The organism is Corynebacterium sp. P4-C1 (genome assembly GCF_030503595.1).
In the GTDB taxonomy this organism is placed as follows: Bacteria; Actinomycetota; Actinomycetes; order Mycobacteriales; family Mycobacteriaceae; genus Corynebacterium.
The window spans coordinates 12,766-33,277 of sequence record NZ_CP129966.1 but is presented as its reverse complement, the minus strand read 5'-3'; the positions used below and the strand labels follow the sequence as shown (position 1 = coordinate 33,277).

Sequence of the window (20,512 nt, the reverse complement as noted above, 5' to 3'; positions counted from 1 at the left end):
GCCCCGTCGACGATGAAAGCCCACCAGGGATGAACCCTGGTGGGCTTTCTCGTGTGCGCGGACCCCTCCGTGTTTAGAAGCCCGTCACTTCCCTACTCCTGGCCGGTCGGGATGTTCGATCCGACCTTCCATGCCTCCGGGTTGTCGCGGGAATCGTCCGTGCCGCCGTCCTTGAACAGCGGGCGGTCGAGGACAACCGACGGGATGGCGAACGCGTCCACGAGCACCTCGGACCACGGACCGAGGGAGTCGACCAGGTCGTTGATGGATGCGCGGGCTGCCTTGACGCGGCCGGAGGAGATCACGTTGTGCTCCTGGTACCAGCCGGCCTCGCGGACAATGGTGTCGAGAACGAACAGGTGGCGCACCTGCTCGAAGACGGCGCGCTCGGTGGAGCCCACCGGCAGGGAGCGCTCGGCCTCAATCATGGCCTGGACCATCAGGTTCTCGATGTACGCCCACGCGGCGTTGAGCATGTGGTCCTGAGCCTTGTCGATGACCTTCGCAGCCTCAGCTTTGTCCAGCTTGCGTGCGCTCTGGATACGGCGGATAAGGGAACGCATGACCAGCTGCTCGCGCATCTGGACGACCTTGAGCTGGTAGTCGGCGTCGAACAGGGACGCTTCCTCGCTGGTGAACGTGTCCACCACGGACTGGACGGTGGAACCCAGGCCAGCGCGGCTGCGGAAGATGTCGGTCACGTTGGTGGCCGCGAACTTCACGATGTCCACTGCGGACGGGTTAGCCATCTCGCTGGTGTACGCGGTCAGCAGGTTCTTGCCGGCGAGCTGCAGCAGGACGGTGTTGTCGCCTTCGAACGTGTTGTACACGTCCGTGTCGGCGCGGAAGGTGGTCAGCAGGTTCTCCGACATGAAGCCGGCGCCACCGCAGGCCTCGCGGCACTCCTGGATGGTGTCGGTGGCGTGCTCGGTGGCCACGGCCTTGAACGCCGCCGCCAAGGTCTCCATCTCGCGGGAAGCCAGAGCCTGTGCTTCGGTCGGATTGGTCACGGACCACTCGCCGGAGGCCTGGCGCTCCGTCTGGTCGGCGTAGCGGGCCGTCAGCTGGTTCTGCAGCAGCTGGAGCGCGTAGGAGCGGGCCAGCGGGATGATCAGGCGGCGGCGGTGCTGGCGGTAGTCGATCAGCTTGCTTTCCTCGCCGGTGTCGCCGTAGTCGAACTGGCGGCGCTGGTGCGCGTACTTCAGAGCGATCGCCAGGGAGGACTTGGTTGCGCCGGATCCGGCGGCACCAACGGCAATGCGGCCGCGGATCAGGGTGCCCAGCATGGTGAAGAAGCGGCGGTTCTTCGAGTCGATCGGGGACGTGTAGTTACCCTCCGCATCGACATCGCCGAACTGGTTGAGCAGCGCCTCACGTGGGATACGGACGTTGTCGAACGTCAGGGTGCCGTTGTCGACGCCAAGCAGGCCGCCCTTGTGGCCGTGGTCGCCGATGGTGACGCCCTCGACAGGGGAGCCATCTTCTTCGCGAATGCGCACCACGAAGCAGTGCACACCGTGGGATTCCTCCACACCCGGAGTGTAGAGCTGCGCGAAAACAGCGGACCAGCGTCCGTCACGGGCGGTGTTGCCGATGTAGACCTTGGTGGCCGACGGAGACGGGGAGTTGATGATGAACTCCTGGGTCTCCGGGTCGTAGGTCGCCGTGGTCTGCAGCTCCTGCACGTTGGAGCCGTGGCCACGCTCAGTCATGCCGTAGCTGCCCAGCTTGGACAGGTCCATGGCGCCCTGGGCGTACTCGCGGTGGCGCTCGGTGCCCAGCACGTCGACGGCGCCGCCCCACAGGCCGAACTGCACACCGGACTTGATCGCCAGCGAGCCGTTGAACTGCCCGAGCAGGTCCAGGCCCATGATGCCGACGTGGGCTTCACCTGAACCTCCGTTCGCCTTGGAGAAGGCCGTCTGCATCATGCCGGAGGCGGCCACCATCTTGACCTTCTCCAGCAGGGCGGCGCGGATCTCTTCAACGGAGCCCTCGATCATCGGCAGCGATTCTTCGCGGTTGAGCTGCTCGCGGATGTTGTCCTTTTGCTCTTCCCACTTGCCGTCGAGCAGCGTCTTCAGCTTGCCTGCGACCGCTGCGTCCGGGGTCTCCGGCAGCGCCTGCGGAGAACGGGATTCGGGAAACGGCCTCTGGGGACGGCGTTCCAGATTGACCTTGCGGACTTTATCCTCAACAGAAGTCATGATGTCCTTCTTTCCTTGAATGCTTCCTTTTAGGGGTGGGTGTGGTGAGTTAGCGCTCGATGATGGCGACGACGCCCTGGCCACCTGCGGCGCAGATGGAGATGAGGGTGCGGCCGCCGCCGTTCTGCTCGAGGGTCTTCGCGGCGGATGCGAGGATGCGCGCGCCGGTCGCCGCGAACGGGTGGCCGGCTGCCAGCGAGGAGCCCTTGACGTTGAGCTTGGAGCGATCGATGGAACCCAGCGGGGCGTCGAGTCCGAGGCGCTCGCGGCAGTAGGTCTCGTCCTCCCACGCCTTGAGAGTGGCCAGCACCTGGGAGGCGAATGCCTCGTGGATCTCGTAGAAGTCGAAGTCCTGGAGGGTCAGGCCGTTGCGCTCGAGCAGGCGCGGGACGGCATAGGTTGGAGCCATGAGCAGGCCGTCCTTGCCGGACACGAAGTCGACTGCGGCGAGCTCGGAATCGACGATGTACGCCTGGACCGGCAGGTTCTGCTCCTTGGCCCACTCCTCGGAGCCGAGGAGGACAGCCGCCGCGCCGTCGGTGAGCGGGGTCGAGTTGCCCGCCGTCATCGTGGCGGTGCCGCCGTGCTGCTCCGCGTCCTTCTTGCCGAAGACCGGCTTGAGCTTGGCCAGCTTCTCCACAGAAGAGTCAGGGCGCAGGTTGGTGTCGCGGTTGACACCCAAGAACGGGGTCATCAGGTCGTTGAAGAAGCCTTCGTCGTACGCCTTGGCCAGGTTCTGGTGGGAGGTCGCCGCCAGTTCGTCCTGTGCCTCACGGGTGATCTCCATCTCGCGTGCGGTGATAGCTGCGTGTTCACCCATAGACAGGCCGGTCCGCGGCTCGCCGTTCTGCGGCTGCTCCGGCGCCAGCTGGTTCGGACGGATGGAGCCGACGAGCTTCAGCTGGTCCTTAGCGGACTTCGCGGTGGACAGACGGATCAGGGTCTTGCGAAGGGTGTCGTTGACGGCCAGCGGCGCGTCCGAGGTGGTGTCCGCGCCGCAGGCGATGCCGTTCTCGATGCGGCCGAGAGCAATTGCGTCCGCGACCTGGATCGCGGAAGTCAGAGACGTGCCGCAGGCGTGCTGCACGTCGAATGCCGGGGTCGTGGACGCCAGCTCGGAGCCGAGCACGGACTCGCGGACGAGGTTGAAATCGCGCGCGTGTTTGAGCACTGCGCCACCGACAACGAGACCGAGTTCCTTGTCCTGCAGGCCATAGCGGGCGACCAGGCCGTTGAGGGCCGAGGTCAGCATGTCCTGGTTAGAGGCGTTCGCGTACTCCTTGTTGGAACGCGCGAACGGGATACGGTTTCCGCCGAGGATGGCTACTTTGCGGGGTTGATTCATGCTTATCTCCTGCAGTTCCGATTAGACCTCAGGCGAGTTACTGCTGTTCAGTGCCTCGCGCGAGGCTTTTTGTCTGGCACTTTACAAAGTTTGAACTTTGTAAGGTTCGTCACCATTGCGATCTTATAATAGTATCCGACACAGAGCTACCGAATGAGAACGGTCGCTATTGCCGAAAATGAAGGAGAAAAAAGTGGCAAAGCAAGGCCTCCTTGAACAGTTCATCAACTCCCCGCTCGCCGCGAAGGCGGGTGTCCCCCAGGGCTACCCCCTGCGCCGTTACAAGCAGGGCGAGCCGCTTCTCCACGGCCCGGTGGTCGTCGGCGGCAACGGCCGTCTGGCGGACCAGATCACCCCGCTTCTCGACGGGCCGTACAAGCTCATCAAGGCGGAAGCGGACACCAAGCGCGCAGGCATCGTTTTCGACGCGACCGAGCTGAAGAAGCCGGAGGACCTGGTGCAACTGTACGAATTCTTCAACCCGCAGCTGAAGAAGGTCCTGGACAACGCGCGCATCGTGGTCATCGGCACGACACCGGAGCTTATCGACGGCGCCGATGCGCGCATCGCCGCACGCGCCCTCGAAGGCTTCACCCGTTCCCTGGCGAAGGAAATGCGCAAGTCTGCAACCGTCCAGCTGGTCTACGTTGATCCGACGATCGATGGCGGCCAGATCAACAAGGTGGAGTCCACCCTCCGCTTCCTCCTGTCCGGCAAGTCCGCTTTTGTCGACGCACAGGTCATCCGCATCACCCCGGTCGATGTTCAGCTTCCGGAGAACTGGGACAAGCCGCTCGAAGGCCGCCTCGCTGTCGTGACCGGTGCCGCACGCGGCATCGGCGCCACCATCGCCGAGACTCTGGCCCGCGACGGCGCCAAGGTCATCTGCGTCGATATCCCGCAGGCAGGTGAAGGCCTCGCTGAAACCGCGAACAAGGTCAAGGGCACCGCCCTTCCGCTCGACGTGACCGACCCGAAGGCGGCTGAAGTCATCGCCAAGCACGCCGAGGAGCGCTACGGTCGCAAGATCGACACTATCGTCCACAACGCAGGTGTCACCCGCGACAAGCTGCTGGTGAACATGGACGAGGGCCGCTGGAACATGGTCCAGAACATCAACCTCGTCGCACCGGTGCGCATCACCGAGGGACTTCTCGACGCGGATGCGTTCGCCGAGAAACCTGCCATCATCGGTGTCTCCTCCATGGCCGGCATCGCCGGTAACCGCGGCCAGACCAACTACGCCACCACCAAGGCCGGTGTTGTCGGCTTCGTGGATGCCCTCGCGGACCGCATCGCCGAGCTCGGCGGCTCCATCAACGCCGTCGCCCCGGGCTTCATCGAGACCGACATGACCGCCGCAATGCCGTTCGGCCCGCGCGAGGTCGGCCGCCGCCTGAACTCCCTCAACCAGGGTGGCCAGCCGGTCGACGTCGCCGAGACTGTCGCGTACTTCTCCGCGCCGTCGTCTGTCGCCGTCAACGGCAACACGGTCCGCGTCTGCGGCCAGAACCTGCTGGGAGCGTAGATACGATGACTACTTCGGTGAACAAGGGCAATGGCGACCACCCGCAGAAGAAAGCCGGGCAGGCTTCGTCTGCCGGGGCCGGCGCTTCCCGCCAGTACGAGAACCTGAAGTCCATCCCGGACCTGAAGGCGATCAACCGCAAGATCTTCCGCAGCGCCATCCCTGGTGTGGGCGGAACGCGCGAAGCGAAGCAGGACCCGACCTCGGCGATCCAGGTCAACGGCGTGAAGGTGGACAAGAAGAATCTGGCCGCCTACACCAGCGCCACGGGCCTGCGCCTGGGCAACGAACTCCCGCCTACCTATTTCTTCGTGCTCTCCTTCCCGTTGGTCATGGAGCTGCTCTCCCGCCCGGACTTCCCGTACCCGGCGATGGGCGCCGTGCACGTGACCAACGTGATCGAGCAGTCCCGCACCCTGACGGTCGACGAGACGTACACCATCCGCTCCCACGGCGAGAACCTGCGCCCGCACCGCCGCGGGCTGCTCGTGGATATCGTCACGGAGATCTTCGCCGAGGGCGGGGAGAACAATGAGCCGGTGTGGCGCCAGACATCGACCTTCCTGGGCATGGGCGCGAAATTCGCCAAGTCCGCAGATGTCAGTGTGACCACCCGCGCAGAGGACAGCGGCAAGGTTCTGCCGAAACCGGAGCTTCCGGAATTCAAGCCGAACGCCCGCTGGCGCTGGACGGGTTCCGACGTCAACGCCTACGTCGAGGCCTCCAACGACCACAACCCGATTCACACCTCCAACCTCGGTGCGAAGCTGTTCGGGTTCCCGGCACGCATCGCGCACGGCATGTACTCTGCGGCTGCCGTGCTGGCACCGCTGGAGGGCAAGCTTCCATCGGCGCTGCGCTACTCCGTCGAGTTCGTCAAGCCGGTCGTGATCCCGGCGCAGGTCGCGCTGTGGACGATCGAGGAAGAAGACGGCTCCTACGACATCCAGCTGCGCAGCTCCTCCAAGCCGGACAAGCTGCACCTCAACGCTGAGCTCACCCCGCTGTAAGAGGGACAGGGCTAACGCGCCACCCGCCGCTCCCCCACGACAGGGAGCGGCGGTCTTTTCATGTGCGGCAGGCGGTGGCGGTTCGTTCCTTAAAGCTGCACTTCGATAATGTGGTGACCATGGCAAAGGACAACAAGGCAACCGCCGCCGAGAAGGCTGCGAAGAAGGAGCAGCGCTCGGCGAAGCGCACGCAACGCAAGCAGACCCGCTCGCAGATCTGGCAGGCGTTCAACCTCCAGCGCAAGCGCGACAAGATGCTGATCCCGCTCATGCTGGCCGCCATCTTGGGCCTCGGCCTGCTATTCTTCCTCATCGGCCTGCTCTTCAAGGGCCAGTGGTTCATGCTGGTGCTGGGCCTGCTGTTCGGTTTCGTTCTGGCCATGTTCATCTTCACCCGCCGTTTGGAGGGGTCGATGTACGACGAGGTCGGCGACACACCGGGCGCCGCTGGCTGGACGCTAGAGAACATGCGCAACACGATGGGCATTGTCTGGTTGACCAAGACCGGCATTGCCGCGACGCCGCAGATGGACACGGTTCACCGCGTGGTAGGCAACCCGGGTGTCGTTCTCGTCGGCGAGGGTTCCACCAAGCGTGTGAAGCCGCTGATGGAAAAGGAGCGCAAGCGTATCGACCGCCTGGTGGCAGGTGTTCCGATCCATGAGATCTTCGTGGGTTCCGAGGAGGGCCAGGTCCCGCCGAAGAAGCTGCAGCGCACGATGCTGAAGCTGCCGAAGAATTACAGCAAGGACGAGGTCTACTCCATCAACGCGAAGCTTGAGGCGATGGACAACGTCCGCGGCGGCCAGCGCGCAGGTTTGCCGAAGGGCCCGATGCCGCACCAGGCGCAGAATATGGCGGGCATGAACCGCAAGATGCGCCGTATGCAGCAGCGCAAGGGCAAGTAGAGCTCAACGATCCCGCATATCCGCTCGTCTGCCGGTCACGGCTACGAGCGGATTACTGCTGTTCCGGTCGCGCGGTCGTGCATGCCCCGGCCGTCGGCGTCGACAATCGCCGCGGGGAAGACGAAGCCCGTAAGGATGGTGCGCACGGCCGCGCGCCAGAAGCCGACGGGCTCGCCCGGCTTATCGACGCGCGCCACTCCCATCCCCAGCACCGCCATCCCCGGCGTGCGGGCGAAGAGCCACCCACTGATGATCCCCATCACCAGCCACAGCAGATATGTCACTGTGCCGGTTCCACCCAGTGCGTGGGTGTTCATCACAATGAACGCGGCGATGATCCAACAGATCACCCAGTCGATCAGCACCCCGATGGCGCGCCGCATCACCGAGGCCAGCGCGCCGCTCCCCGATTCCGGCAGCCCGAGAAGCTCCCCCGGCCAGCGGCCGACCATGAAGTCTTCGTCGGAGCCGCCCGCATTCATCGGTTCTCCATTCCCGGCGTTGCCGCCACGCTGCGCATTACCCATGGTGATCAAGGATAGAGCACGGTTTTTCTGCGCCGAAGTCCGCTTGTTGCCTTCCCATTCCTGCAGCGGAACGAACTCGCGGAGTCGTCCGCGGAGCCGGTGGTTTTCCATGTACGATCGGTTAGAGCACCCAATTTGCACTCAAGGAGTTTTTAACCGTGGGCTTTGAAAATATCCAGGACACAATGAGGTTCATCAAGGACGAAGAAATCGAATTTGTCGATGTCCGCTTCACCGATGTTCCTGGCATTGAGCACCACTTCAGCATCCCAGCATCCATGTTCGACGAGGACGCTGTGGAGGAAGGTCTCGCCTTCGACGGTTCGTCGATCCGCGGGTTCACCACCATCGACGAGTCCGACATGATCCTCATGCCGGATCTCGCCACCGCGGCGGTCGATCCGTTCCGCAAGGCGAAGACACTCAATGTGAAGTTCTTCGTCAACGACCCGTTCACCCACGAGGCGTTCTCCCGCGATCCGCGCAACGTCGCGCTCAAGGCCGAGGAATACCTGGCATCCACCGGCATCGCCGATACCTGCTTCTTTGGCGCTGAGGCGGAGTTCTACCTCTTCGACTCGGTGCGCTATTCCACCGACGCCCACAAGGCGTTCTACGAGGTGGACTCCATCGAGGGTTGGTGGAACCGCGACCGCGAGGTCGAGCACGACGGCACCCCGAACTTGGGATACAAGACCCGCTTGAAGGGCGGATACTTCCCAGTCCCGCCGTACGACCAGACTCTCGATGTCCGCGACGACATGACACTGAAGCTGGCTCAGGCAGGCTTTGAGATCGAGCGCTTCCACCACGAGGTGGGCACCGGCGGCCAGCAGGAGATCAACTACAAGTTCAACACCCTGCTCCACGCGGCTGATGATCTGCAGACATTCAAGTACATCATCAAGAACACCGCGAAGGAATGGGGCAAGACGGCCACCTTCATGCCGAAGCCGATCGCAGGCGACAACGGCTCCGGCATGCACGCCCACCAGTCCCTCTGGAAGGACGGTGAGCCGCTGTTCTATGACGAGTCCGGCTACGGCGGTCTGTCCGATATCGCCCGCTTCTACATCGGCGGCATCCTCCACCACGCAGGTGCTGTCCTGGCGTTCACCAACCCAACGCTGAACTCCTACCACCGCCTGGTCCCGGGCTTCGAGGCCCCGATCAACTTGGTCTACTCGCAGCGCAACCGTTCCGCCGCGATCCGCATTCCGATCACGGGTTCCAACCCGAAGGCGAAGCGCATCGAGTTCCGCGCCCCGGACCCGAGCGGTAACCCCTACCTCGGCTTCGCTGCGATGATGCTGGCTGGTCTGGACGGCGTGAAGAACCGCATCGAGCCGCACGAGCCGGTGGACAAGGACCTCTACGAGCTCCCGCCGGAAGAAGCCAAGTCCATCCCGCAGGCTCCGACCTCTCTCGAGGCGTCCCTGGCGGCGCTGGAGGGGGACAACGAATTCCTCACCGAGGGAGATGTCTTCACCGAGGATCTCATTGAGACATACATCAAGTTGAAGCACGACGAGGAAATCACCCCGGCGCGCCTGCGCCCGACCCCGCTCGAGTACGAAATGTACTTCGACGTTTAAACCACGGTTTCAACCCACGGTCCCGCACCTTAGCGGTCACCGTGGGTTTTTCGTTTCTCCTCTGGGGCGAATAGTGATTACCATGTGCTGAGTGACTGATAAGTTCCGCGAACTGCCCCCGCCCGGCCCTGCGTGGGGCGGCAGCCTCATGGGCACGTCGATCGTCGCCCGTCTACTCGTCGAAAAGCACATGATGGTGGCCGCGGGCATATTCGCCGCCATTGCCTGCGTGATTCTGGTCGCGTTGGTCGTCGGCTTCGCCCGCTACCGTCACCCGAGCTTCGAACGGACGACCATGGCGGAGTGGTCGATGTTCTTCATCGGAATTCTCGCACTCGGCGCCGCATTGTCCGGCCTGACTGGCGAGGGCGTTTTCCGCCTGATCGGGTTCTGGATCGGCGCTCCCGTTACGGTGGTCACCTGGGCAATCCAGCTCACGCGTTTCGACGGCACCCCCCGCTTCACTTGGGGCTTGCCACTGGTCGGACCGATGATTTCGGCGTCCGTGGCCGGCTGGCTCGCCCGCGATTACGGGGAGATGTACCACATCATGGGCACCGTCTTCTTCGCCATGTCGATCCTCACGGCCGTGCCGGTGTTCATCCGCGTGTACTGGGCCGCCTGGCACCGCCAAGTGGATCTCCGGGGTCCCAACTCCGCGACCGCCTGGGTGCCTCTGGGCGTGGTCGGCCAGTCCACCACGGCCATGCAGATTCTCTACCCCGGCCCAATCTCGATTTTCTACGGCCTCATCGCGCTTGGCATTGCCATCCCTCTGGCGCTGTTCGCGATGTTCACCTTCTACCCCAACGTCGCCCGCTGGGTCGACTACTCCCCCGCTTGGTGGGCGTGCACCTTCCCGCCGGGGACGATCAGCATGGGCGGCCACCAGCTCGCGCTCGTCAACGGTTCACACTGGCTCGACGTGGTGTCGCTGAGCATCCCGCTGCTGCTCATCATTCACTGGTCGTTGTGCTCGAGCCGCTTCCTTTCCTGGGTCGTGGAGTGCCGCCGTCAGCGTGCCTAGCGGGGCACCTCGGCCGCGGGTGCGCCCACTGCGGTTCTTCTGCGGCTGATTGGTCCGTTCTCCGGCGAACGTGCCGCAGCCCATATATATTGGTGCCGTCCGCAAAACTGCTCGAAGAAGGCGATAATGACTACTCCGAACATGCCCGGCCCGCAGAACGGCCCCGCCCCGCAGCAATGGGGCAACCAGGCTCCGCGCACACCCAACGGTCCCGGCCCGCAGAACGGCCCCGGCCCCCAGGGGCGGCCGCAGCCCGGCGGCCCCACAGGAGCGACAGGAACGAAGGCCTCGTCACTGCCGTCTTGGCCGACGTGGGCCTCGATCGGCATGTTCCTGCTCACCCTGATTGGTAGCTTCCTGCCGTTCGTCACGATTCGCCCGGACCTCGACGCCCAGCGCGAGTCCATTGAGAACGAGCTCGGCGACAGTGCCGGGAGCCTCGGGATCAACCCCGAAGATTTCCTCATCGACTTCACCGCGACCGTGAACTGGTGGGCCCGCGCCAAATTCAAGAGCGATGATCTTGGTGAATTCGCCAAAGAGGCCGAGTCCGAGTTTCTCTCCAGCTCCGACGTGAAGCAGTGGGCTGCCCTGCTGATCTCGCTGACCGTGATCACGCTGATCGGCTACCTCGCCGCTGCCGTCTTGGGCTTCTTCAAGAAGGACCGCTTCATGGCCATCGCGGGTCTTGTCGCGGCTCTTTTCCAGGTGATCAATCTGATCCTCGCCGTGATCAACCGCGCTAACGCCAAGTCCGAAATGGAGGACATGGGCTCTGCTTCCCTGTCCGTCGGGTTCTGGTTGTGGCTGCTCGTCGCCGTCGCGGCCATTGCCGTGTACGTGATCACCTTGATCGGCGGCACTCCGGGTTCCGCCAACAAGCCGGCTGCGCCCACCGGCCCGGGCGCACCGGGGCTCGCACCGCCGCAGCAGGGCTTCCAGCCGGGCCCGCAGGGTCAGCACGGCCCGCAGGGTCAGCACGGCCCGCAGGGCGGCCAGCCGTTCCCGCCGCACGGTCAAGGTCAGCCCCGCCCGGGCGGCAATCCGTACCAGCAGTACGGCCGCTAAATAGCCCCAGCTTTTCTACGCCGGCATCCGCAAGGATGCCGGTTTTTCTTGGCTGCTTGCACGCCGGCCGGCGAGAATGGCCGCCGCGTCGAACCCATCAACAAATAGCCCCTTACTGGCACGCTGATATTGTTCAATTATGAGCGCCTACCATCTTCTCGGCCGGATTCACCGCCTTCCGCGACCCGCTGAAACATCGGTTCCGCCTGCGGGCGCAACACCGCCCAGGCCGCCGTGGTGGCGGCCGCTGTTAGAGCTCATTCTCGCCCTTGCGCTCATGATCGGGCTCACCGCTGCCGCTACTGGGTTGTTCTACTTATTCGAGCAGGTTGCGCACCCGGAGATAAGTGCTTTCGAGGATTTCGATGCCCCCGACCACCCGTATCTGGCTCTAGTGACGTTCATCGGCTGGGTGGCAGCGATTCCGGCCGGCTTCATCGCGGCGCGCCTGACCGGACGAAACCCGCGGGCGCTGTGGTCGACAGATCTGCATTTCCGCTGGCGGCATTTTTTCGCCGCTCTCATCCCGGCGCTGATTTTCCTCGGCGCGGAGGGCGTGTACAAGATCGTCTCCGCCGACCACTCCAGTGCCACCTTGACCCCGCTCAATTTCGCTGCCTTGGCAGTGATCTTGCTGCTCGCGCCGCTGCAGTCCATATCGGAGGAGCTGTTTTTCCGCGGCTCCCTCGTCCAAGTCACTGGCCAGTGGTTCCGGTGGGCTCCGGTGGCGTACGCGCTGCCGCTGCTGTTCTTCCTCTCCGGCCACCATTACGGCTGGCAGGGCATGGTCAGTGTGGCGGCCTTCGCGCTGTGCGCGTCGTTTCTCACCTACTCCACGGGCGGGCTCGAGGCGGCGATCGCGGTGCACGCGGTCGGTAATTCCTTCGCCTACGCCCCGGATGCTTTCAACGTGGACGGGGTGAATCTGGGGGCGATGTCGGTCACCGATGCGATGATCTCCGTCCTCGCAACGGTGGCTGCGACAGCGGGCGCGTACCTTCTAGTCACGCGCCGCGCCGCGCGTTGACGTCCACCTCGTGTCCGGCCACCGTGCCGCGCGAACCGTACTGCCACATCAGCGGCAGCTGCTTGCCGATGTCCCCCGGCCACCCACCCGGGAAGATCTCCCGCGGCAGCCCCGGTTCGTCCGCGCCGTACTGCGCCACCCACACGGCTCCGAACTCCGCCGTCGCGGCGCCCAGCATCCGCCACCGCCAGTAGCGCGGGTAGGTGTAGATCCCGGCGACGGGCACTCCGCGCGCCATGAAATGCTCGCGGGCTTCGCGCACATGGCGGATGCCCAGTCCGGCGGGAGTTTCGCAGTCGAGCCAGATGGGGTGGATCCTCTCCCCCATCACCGCGCAGGCGGCTTCGACCTGTTCAACCACGGTGGTCCCTTCCGACGGGTTGCGCAGGTAGTGGTAGGCCTCCACCGGCAGCCCGGCGCGGCGCGCGTCGTCGACGTGCGAGGCGTAGGTGCGGTCCCGGTAGGTGCCGTCGGTGGTGCGCACGACGACGAACTCGATGCCTTCCGCCGCCGCGTCGACGAGGCTCAGCCCGTCCTGGTGCTCGCTGACGTCGATGCCGAAGCGGATGCCCTCTTCGATTGCCATGCCGGAGATCCTCTCACGCTGTACCGCGCTACCGCTTTACCGCTTCGAGAAGCCCATGCGCGGGGTGAAATTCGCGGGGTGCTTCCGCTCGGCAACAGCATCGGCAATAGCCAGGCGCCATTTCGGGTTCGTCACGGGCATCTGGGCGATGGAGAACCAACCGGTCTCTGTGTTCTCGTCGTCGCCGACGACGGGCTGGGCCGCGGGGTCGTCGGCTTCCAGGCGGATAGCTACCGACATGTAGGTCGCGTTGTCGCCGTTGGCGTGCACGACGGGACCGACGGCGCCGACACCGAGCAGGGCCGCGGCCGTCGCGTTGATCCCAGTCTCCTCCGCTACCTCGCGCACGGCAGCGTGGTGGGGTTCCTCACCTGGGTCGCAGATGCCGGTCACGGGAGTCCACTCACCATTGTCGGCGCGTTTGACCAGCAGCACTTCGGGCACCGCCCACGGTGAATCGTCGGTGGAATCACGCAGCACCACGGCCGTCACCGCAGGGATCCACATCAGGTCCGTGCCGATCTTCTTGCGGGTCTCCACGATGAATTCGGGGATGGGCATGAACGCACCTTTCTGCTCGGGAAGTTCGCGCCCAAGTCTACGTCCCGCGTCCCCGTTCGGGTGCCGGGGTGGACTAGCATCAGGTGCATTATGAGCACGAAGGCGACCACGAGCAGCAGCACCGGGGACGGGGACAAGACAACCCCGGAGCATCCCATGAGCCGGATTCCGTCGGCGGCGTTCATCGTCGGTTTCGGTGCGCTGCTGCTCGTGTGCGTTGTTCTCACAGTCGGACTGGTCAACTACGAGTCGAGCGCGCAGGAAAGCACGGCGGACGGAGCTTCCGCGACGGGCACCACTCGGCCGTTCCCGCACGACATTCCGACGGTGACCACGGTGACGGGGTCGGACGGCCAACCGAGCGTGTCCCGCCCGCCGAAGCCGGCCCCGCCGGAGACGAGTGAGGAGCAGGTGCGGTCGTCGATACGCACGCACTACATCGCGGATGCAGAAACGGCGCGCACGTACACGGGCGTTGCGGTGACCGGCAACATCACGGAGGGAGCGCTGGCCGACATGCCGGAATTCACTGGCCATATCAGCCGCCTGCTCGAGCAGAACTGCGTCGATTCAATGGCCCTGACCACGCCCGATAATGTGCGCGTGACGTTCAACGGCTACTGCTACACCACGATGCCGGGCGAGACTTTCGAGCGCATGCTCAACGTCGCTCTAGAAGGCGGGGCGGACACCATCGACTTCGCCAACAATCCGGCCTACGGCAACACGAATTACGTTTCCATGACGTGGTACGTCGACAACGAGGAGGAAGCCGCGCGCATCCACGAGACGTGGCACGACGTGCGCCGTCCGCGCACGGTGCAGGAGATCCGCTTCTACACCCATTCGTCGGAGAAGGTCCACCGCCTGGTCAAGGCGCGCGGAAAAGCGGACGTGTGGACCGACGACCCGGTCTTCTAAGCGAGCTGGCGCTAATCGACGCCTACCAGGTCTGCCCCACCCAATCGACTCCCGGAACCACCCGGTCGATGACCTGTATGACTTGGTAGTAGTTGGAGTAGGACATCATCTTCGTCTCCGACCCGGCTGCGTCGCATGATTCGTCCGCGCGTCCCGCTTCAGTCCCGGAGACCACGCCGATGATGCTGGCGCGACCATCGATGAGGTAGAACACCGGTCCGCCGGAATCCCCCGGCAGGGCACACACGTGGGCGATATCGCCGTAGGTTTCCCGCTCCACCTGCGTATCTGTGCGGATGATCTGGCTGCGGTTAGCCGCTTCAAATACACCGCAGGTGAAGCCTGTCGTGGCGCCCGTCTTGCAGATTTTCTCCCCGGTTTCAATATCCCCGGGATACAGCGCTGTCTCGATCGGCTTGCCCACGAGATCCATGTAGCGGTCGGGGTCGGTGATCTCGATGATGCCCACGTCGATGTCGCCGGTCTCTCCCACCTCCTCGCTGTAGAGGCCCGAGTAGATGTAGTGGCCGACCTCGCGCGAGTAGTCTTCGGCGGTCGACGCCGTCGTCGGCCACACTAGGTCTCCTTCCTTGCCGCAGTGCCCGGCGGTGACGGCGTAGTTGCGCTCGTCGGGGCCGCTGAAGCTGAACGCGACGGTGCAAGACTGCGCGGTGAAGGATTCGCCCGGCTGCGGGTAATGGTCCGTCGACTGGATCTTCGTGCCCGGCGCCCATAACGCGAATTTCGGTGATGTCACCAAGAAGCCTTTCGGCGGATCCGCCGACTCCCCCGCCGGCTCTTCACCGGGCCGCTGCACCTGCTCCCGCTCCTGGCGCTCCTGCGCCGTGGGCGTCGGGTCCTGGGCCGTCGTCACACCCAGCCATGCCACAGACACCACGAGGAACGTCATGGTGACCGCTAGCGCAACCCACAACGTCGTCCCTGCGGCGGAGCCGTCCCCGCCCCGTCCGTGCCCCTGGGCTTCAAGCTGCCGCTGCCGCGGGTCCATTCCGGTGTAGGGTTTGAACACCTCCGGCGAGCTGCCTTTAGGAGTTCTGCTCTCCGGCAGCTGCGTCATTGCCTGCACCTTCCGTGCTGTTTTCGCTGTTTTCGCCGCTTCCGTCCTTTGCACCCATGTCCTTGATCAGGTTCATGTCGCGGAGGAATTTCTCCGGGTCGAACTCGGTGTAGTGCTCGGGGCCTGCGAACTGCTCCTGAGCCATGGTGTGCCTCCTTGCGGGCTAAATGCGCGGTTATGCGCTGTCTGCGGTCTCAGCGATGTACTTCTTGACGGCTTCAGCGTCGTTGGGCATGTCCACGACGTGGCGCTCGGCCTCCATGATGCCGGCGAAACGCTCGGGCACATCCGGCTCCTGGCCGGTGGCCTCGACGATGGTCTCGGAGAATTTCACCGGCAGGGCGGTCTCCAGCACCACGATCGGAGTGTCCACTTTATCGGCCACGTCGCGTGCGACAAAGACGCCGTCGGCGGTGTGAGGGTCGATCATGACGTTGTGGTCGGAGTGGGTGGCGCGGATCGTCGATACGCGGTCCGCGTGCGTCGAGGTGCCGGAGAGGAACCCGTAGCGGGTGCGGATCTCCTCCATGATGTGGTCCTCGAGCTCGAAGCCGCCGTCCTTCGCCTTTACGCCGAAAAGCTCGGCGGTGAGGTGCGCGTCACGCTCGAGCACGTCGAAGATGAAGCGCTCGAAATTGGACGCGCGGGAAATATCCATCGACGGCGAGGACGTCGCGTGCGTCTCGGCCGCCGAGCGCGGGCGGTACTGACCGGTGGTGAAGAACTCGTGCAGCACGTCGTTCTCGTTCGTGGCCACGATCAGCTTGTCCACCGGCAGGCCCATCTGCTTCACGATGTGCCCCGCGCAGATGTCCCCGAAATTGCCCGTGGGCACGGAGAAGGACACCTGCTCGTCGTTGCTGTCGGTGACCTTGATGTACGTGGAGATGTAGTAGACCGTCTGGGCCAGCAGGCGCGCCCAGTTGATGGAGTTGACCGCGCCGATGCGGTACTTCGACTTGAAGGCGGCGTCGGCGTTGACCTCCTTGACCACGTCCTGGCAGTCGTCGAAGACACCGTCGAGGGCGATGTTGAAGATGTTCGGCTCATCCAGGCCGAACATCTGGGCCTGCTGGAAAGGGGTCATGCGGCCGGCGGGCGTGAGCATGAACACGTTGATGTTGTCCCGGCCGCGCATCGCGTACTCCGCGGACGAGCCCGTGTCGCCGGAGGTGGCGCCGAGAATGTTCAGGGTCTCCTCCCGGCGGGCCAGCTCGAATTCGAAGAGCTCCCCGAGCAGCTGCATCGCCATGTCCTTGAACGCGGCGGTGGGCCCCTCCGACAGGTGGGCGACGAACAGGCCCTCCTCGAGCTCGCTCACCGGAACGATCTCCTCGTCGGCGAAGATCGGGGTGCGGTAGGCGTTCGCCGTGAGCTCTTCGATCTTCGCCGGCGGGATGTCCCCCACGAAGAGTTTCACTACCTCGGCGGCCAGGGCCGCGTAACCGCCTTCAGCAAGAACCGTGCGCCACTGCGTCAGGCGCTCACCCGTGATCCGGGGGTAGGCCACAGGCACGTACAACCCGCCGTCGGGGGCGAGCCCGGACAGCAGAATGTCCGTGAACTTGGACGGGGCAGCTGATGCGTCGCGCGTTGAGATGTAATCCACCCAAAGCAGTCTACGTGGGATCCCTCACTCAACTGAAGGGTGGGGGTAGCGCGATGCGGGTTTTCCAGTGTATTCAACGTCCGTGCGCGCCAGGTGGATCTTGCCGCCCGGTGAGGATGTCCATGATTCCGCGCACGGCATTCTCCCCCAGCACCGGCAGGACGCGGTCCTCGAAACCGGCCGCGTCGCGCGCTTGGCGCGGATCGCGCGTATAACGCGCGGCACGTTCGTCGTCTGTCCGCGCCACGCTTACCGACGGCGCCGCCACAGAGACCTTCAGCACCGTGCCGTCCAACTCCACCGGGGTGGCGGAGTCCGCGCCGGCGGTTCGCGCGGCGTCCACCAGCGCGACGAGGTCGCCGTAGGTCGCGTCGTTCAGGTCGATCGACAGATTCACAGCCATGCCCGCCAGCATAGTTGCGAAGGCGAAATCTAGTCGTCGTACTCGAAGGACGGCTCCTCGCCCCAGAAGACTTCCTCCACGACGCGGTGCGCCCGGCGCGTGACCTTGAGGTAGTGGTCGAGGAAGGCCTGCGCGTCGTGGGGGTCGTAGCCGGCGGCGCCGGCGACCTGGTTCAGCTGCGCACCGGGGCCGGGCAGCTGGTCTGTGCGCTTGCCGGTGATCAGGACTAAAGCGTTGCGCGCCTCCGTGGCCAGAAGCCAGGCTTCGGTGAGCGTGCGCGCCTGGGGCCTGTCGATGATGTGCTGGCCTTCGTCGGTGAGCAGGAAGTCCAGCACTTCGAGGGTGGAGGTGTTGTGCAGCTCGGCGTTCTCGTGGGCGTGCATCATCGTGAGCAGCTGCACCGTCCATTCGATGTCGGACAGCGCCCCGCGCCCCAGCTTGGTGTGGGTGGCGCGGTCGGCGCCGCGGGGAAGGCGTTCGTTGTCCACGCGGGCTTTGATGCGGCGGATCTCACGGATCTCCGCCTCGCTCGCGCCGCCTTTCGGGTAGCGGAACGGGTCGATGCGTGTGAGGAATTCGGTGCCCACCTCGCGGTCGCCGGCGACGTAGGTGGCGCGCAGCAGCGCTTGCTTCTCCCACACCGCGCCCCATTCCTTGTAGTAGCGCTCGTAGGAGGCAATGGTGCGCACCACCGGGCCGGACCGCCCCTCGGGGCGCAGTCCGAGGTCGACTTCGAGCGGCGGGTCGCCGGACGGTTTGGACAGGCGTTTGCGCATCTGGTCGATGATCTTTGCGGCCCACGCCAGGGCTTCTGCTTCATCGACGCCTTCGGCGGGTTCGGCCACCACGATCACGTCCGCGTCGGAACCGTAGCCCAGCTCCTGTCCGCCGAGGCGCCCCATCCCGATGACGGCGATGCGCGCCAGCGGCTCGTCTATGCCGCGCGCGAGCAGGTCGGCGCGCACCTCCGCGCGCAGGCCGGCCTCCAGCACGGCATCCCAGACCCAGGAGAGCTGCTCGCACACTTCGCGCACGTCCATGAAGCCGAGCAGGTCCGCGGAGGCGATGCGGGCGAGCTCCGCGCGGCGCAGTGAGCGCGCCACCTTGACGGCTTTGTCCGGGTCGTCGTGGCGCTTCGTCGCGGCCACCAGTGCCTTGTAGACCCGGTCGGGGGCGGTGTCCAGCAGCTTCGGTTGGGACGCGCCGTCGCCGAACTGCTTGACCACATCGGGCGCGGAGATGATCAGGTTCGCCGCGTAGGGCGACGTTCCCAGAATGTGCATGAGGCGTTCGCCGACGACGCCTTCGTCGCGGAGCATGCGCAAAAACCACGCCTTGTCGACGGCTGCCTCCGACAACTTCCTGTAGTTCAGCAGACCCGCGTCCGGGTCGGCGGTCTCCCCCAGCCACGCCATGAGCGTGGGAAGAAGGATCTGCTGCAGCTTTGCCTTGCGCGAGGTGCCTTTGGCCAGTGCGGAGAGGTGCTCGTAGGCGCGCTCGGGGTGGGTGTAGCCGAGGGCTTTCAGCCGGGCCTTGGCGGCATCCGCACCCAGCTGCGCCTCGCCCACGCTCATGCCGGCGATGGAGTTGAGTAGCGGGCGGTAGAACAGGCGCGAGTGCAGGTCGGTGATCTTCTTGCGCTCTTTTTTCAGGCGCCGGTCCAGTTCGTCGACGGCCGACCGTGTCGGCGAGGAGATGAACCCGGAGGTCAAGGCGAGCCAGCGACGGTTCTCGACGTCGTCGTCGGCGGGCAGCGTGTGCGTGCGCTTGAAGCGGTGGAGCTGCAAGCGGTGCTCGAGTAGGCGGAGGAATTCATACGCCTCGACCAGGTCGGCGGCATCCTCGCGGCCGATGTAGCCGCCGGATGACAGGGCCTCGATGGACTCGATGGTGTTCTGCGTCTGCACCGACGGGTCGATGCGCCCGTGGACGAGTTGGAGGAGCTGCACCGCGAACTCGGCGTCGCGCAGCCCGCCGGTACCGAGCTTCAGCTCGCGGGAGCGCATATCCTCCGGCACATTCGACAGCACACGGCGGCGCATAGCCTGGACATCCTCGACGAAGGAGTCCCGCTGCGATGATTCCCAGACCATCGGCCGCAACCGGTCGTAGTAGGCCTGACCGAGCTCCATGTCGCCGGTCATCGGCCGGGCTTTGAGGAGCGCCTGGAATTCCCAGGTCTCGGCCCAGCGCTTGTAGTACGTCTCATGGGAGTCGAGGGTGCGCACCAGCGCGCCCGACTTTCCCTCGGGGCGCAGGTTCGGGTCGACATCGAAGAACGCCGAATTGCCCACCGCCGTCATTTCGCTGGCTACACGCGTGGCGCGGGTGTCCGCGGGCTCGGCGACGAAGATGACGTCCACATCCGAGATGTAGTTCAGCTCCCGCGCGCCGCATTTGCCCATCGCGATCACGGCGAGCTTGCCGTCATAGGCGTCATCGCCGTAGACGGCGCGCACCGCCACAGCCAGCGCCGCCGTCAACGCGGCATCCGCAATGGTGGTCAAAAGCTCAGTCACCTCGCCGTAGCTCAGCTCTTCCTGCTGCGCGCCGTAGCCCCTGAACGCGGAATACGTGCCCGCCAAATCCGCCGCGGCGACACGCATGACCAGCGTCCGGTACGCATCCTTCAGCGCACGCTTCGCCTCCGCGCCGGACTCCGCCGCGCGGTATGTGCCCGCGCACGCCAGGCTTTCCGACGCCGTCGGGTCCCCTTCCACCGGCTCCGCCCCCACGGCGCCCAGCATGGCCTGGAAAATCTCCTCGGCGCTCGGCAGCGGCTCCGCCAGCAGCTTCCACGCCCCGGGATGGGCCACCAAGTGGTCGCCCAAGGCTGTGGAGCCCCCCAAGAGGGCGAAGAAGCGGACGCGGAACACGCTGTCGTCGATAAGCGCTTGGCGCAATTCCCCGTAAGAATCGCCGAGCGCTTCCGCGAGACGGTAACTGGTGTTCAACGTGAGGTCCGGGTTTCCGGACCCGCCGAGCGTGTACAGGACGTCGTTGTCGGTCCAGCCGAGTTTCTCCAGGTCCTCGGCGGCGTGCGCCCCGGTGAGCGCAAGCTGGGCGGGCGACGGTGAGCTGCTGCGAGCCATAGTTCCTTTCTCGTGTCTCG

Annotated in this window: 18 protein-coding genes; 8 read left to right on the top strand and 10 right to left on the bottom strand. The window is 65.0% G+C overall.

The genetic code is table 11. The features are described from left to right. Positions 1-92: 92 nt before the first annotated feature. The gene (locus QYR03_RS00165; protein WP_259848861.1) at positions 93-2,207 is read right to left on the bottom strand and encodes an acyl-CoA dehydrogenase family protein; all 2,115 of its coding nucleotides are present in this window, start codon (positions 2,205-2,207) and stop codon (positions 93-95) included. 49 nt (positions 2,208-2,256) lie between these two features. Continuing rightward, positions 2,257-3,558: an acetyl-CoA C-acetyltransferase gene (locus QYR03_RS00160; protein ID WP_259848925.1), complete on the bottom strand. Its 1,302-nt coding sequence runs from the start codon at positions 3,556-3,558 to the stop codon at positions 2,257-2,259. A gap of 172 nt (positions 3,559-3,730) precedes the next feature. Between QYR03_RS00160 and QYR03_RS00155 the strand changes: the two genes are divergently transcribed. The 3 genes from QYR03_RS00155 (at position 3,731) to QYR03_RS00145 (ending at position 6,998) form a co-directional block, all read left to right on the top strand. Continuing rightward, positions 3,731-5,080 (top strand): 3-oxoacyl-ACP reductase, encoded by a 1,350-nt coding sequence (locus tag QYR03_RS00155; protein WP_259848862.1) that lies wholly within the window; start codon positions 3,731-3,733, stop codon positions 5,078-5,080. Between the two features lie 5 nt (positions 5,081-5,085). Further along, positions 5,086-6,090, top strand: coding sequence for a MaoC/PaaZ C-terminal domain-containing protein (locus QYR03_RS00150; RefSeq protein WP_259848863.1), 1,005 nt, complete (start codon positions 5,086-5,088; stop codon positions 6,088-6,090). Between the two features lie 119 nt (positions 6,091-6,209). Then, positions 6,210-6,998 carry a DUF4191 domain-containing protein gene (locus QYR03_RS00145; RefSeq protein ID WP_259848864.1) on the top strand — a complete coding sequence of 263 codons (789 nt, stop codon included), beginning with the start codon at positions 6,210-6,212 and terminating at the stop codon, positions 6,996-6,998. 41 nt (positions 6,999-7,039) lie between these two features. Here the strand turns inward: QYR03_RS00145 and QYR03_RS00140 are convergent, their stop codons facing one another. Beyond that, positions 7,040-7,480, bottom strand: a complete 441-nt coding sequence (locus QYR03_RS00140; RefSeq protein ID WP_259848926.1) for an RDD family protein — start codon at positions 7,478-7,480, stop codon at positions 7,040-7,042. A 230-nt stretch (positions 7,481-7,710) separates the two neighbouring features. On the opposite strand from QYR03_RS00140, the gene glnA reads away from it, so the two are divergent. The 4 genes from glnA (at position 7,711) to QYR03_RS00120 (ending at position 12,242) form a co-directional block, all read left to right on the top strand. Further along, positions 7,711-9,120, top strand: a complete 1,410-nt coding sequence (glnA, locus tag QYR03_RS00135; protein WP_259848927.1) for a type I glutamate--ammonia ligase — start codon at positions 7,711-7,713, stop codon at positions 9,118-9,120. Between the two features lie 148 nt (positions 9,121-9,268). Further along, on the top strand, positions 9,269-10,147 hold the full coding sequence (locus QYR03_RS00130; protein WP_367657545.1) for a hypothetical protein: 879 nt from the start codon (positions 9,269-9,271) through the stop codon (positions 10,145-10,147). A 126-nt stretch (positions 10,148-10,273) separates the two neighbouring features. Beyond that, positions 10,274-11,215, top strand: a complete 942-nt coding sequence (locus QYR03_RS00125; RefSeq protein WP_301712174.1) for a hypothetical protein — start codon at positions 10,274-10,276, stop codon at positions 11,213-11,215. Positions 11,216-11,492: 277 nt separating this feature from the next. Then, complete coding sequence (locus QYR03_RS00120) at positions 11,493-12,242, top strand: CPBP family intramembrane glutamic endopeptidase (RefSeq protein ID WP_301978677.1); 750 nt, start codon at positions 11,493-11,495, stop codon at positions 12,240-12,242. On the opposite strand, the gene QYR03_RS00115 is transcribed toward QYR03_RS00120, so the two are convergent. Beyond that, on the bottom strand, positions 12,220-12,828 hold the full coding sequence (locus QYR03_RS00115) for a glycoside hydrolase family 25 protein (protein WP_301712172.1): 609 nt from the start codon (positions 12,826-12,828) through the stop codon (positions 12,220-12,222). The genes QYR03_RS00120 and QYR03_RS00115 overlap by 23 nt on opposite strands. Before the next feature lie 36 nt (positions 12,829-12,864). Then, complete coding sequence (locus QYR03_RS00110; protein WP_259848876.1) at positions 12,865-13,389, bottom strand: NUDIX domain-containing protein; 525 nt, start codon at positions 13,387-13,389, stop codon at positions 12,865-12,867. A gap of 90 nt (positions 13,390-13,479) precedes the next feature. Between QYR03_RS00110 and QYR03_RS00105 the strand changes: the two genes are divergently transcribed. Next, complete coding sequence (locus QYR03_RS00105; RefSeq protein ID WP_259848877.1) at positions 13,480-14,310, top strand: hypothetical protein; 831 nt, start codon at positions 13,480-13,482, stop codon at positions 14,308-14,310. A gap of 22 nt (positions 14,311-14,332) precedes the next feature. Here QYR03_RS00105 and QYR03_RS00100 read toward each other — a convergent pair whose 3' ends face one another. The 5 genes from QYR03_RS00100 to QYR03_RS00080 all read right to left on the bottom strand — a co-directional run bounded on the left by QYR03_RS00100 (position 14,333) and on the right by QYR03_RS00080 (position 20,492). Beyond that, complete coding sequence (locus QYR03_RS00100; protein ID WP_301712171.1) at positions 14,333-15,388, bottom strand: trypsin-like serine protease; 1,056 nt, start codon at positions 15,386-15,388, stop codon at positions 14,333-14,335. Next, positions 15,357-15,533 (bottom strand): hypothetical protein, encoded by a 177-nt coding sequence (locus QYR03_RS00095; protein WP_259848879.1) that lies wholly within the window; start codon positions 15,531-15,533, stop codon positions 15,357-15,359. The genes QYR03_RS00100 and QYR03_RS00095 overlap by 32 nt, the downstream gene beginning before the upstream one ends. 30 nt (positions 15,534-15,563) lie before the next feature. Next, positions 15,564-16,997, bottom strand: coding sequence for a threonine synthase (gene thrC, locus QYR03_RS00090; protein ID WP_301712170.1), 1,434 nt, complete (start codon positions 16,995-16,997; stop codon positions 15,564-15,566). 73 nt (positions 16,998-17,070) lie between these two features. Beyond that, a complete protein-coding gene (locus QYR03_RS00085) occupies positions 17,071-17,400 on the bottom strand; it encodes a hypothetical protein (RefSeq protein WP_301712169.1) in 330 nt (109 codons plus the stop codon). Between the two features lie 29 nt (positions 17,401-17,429). Continuing rightward, positions 17,430-20,492, bottom strand: coding sequence for a bifunctional [glutamine synthetase] adenylyltransferase/[glutamine synthetase]-adenylyl-L-tyrosine phosphorylase (locus QYR03_RS00080; protein ID WP_301712168.1), 3,063 nt, complete (start codon positions 20,490-20,492; stop codon positions 17,430-17,432). Positions 20,493-20,512: the final 20 nt, after the last annotated feature.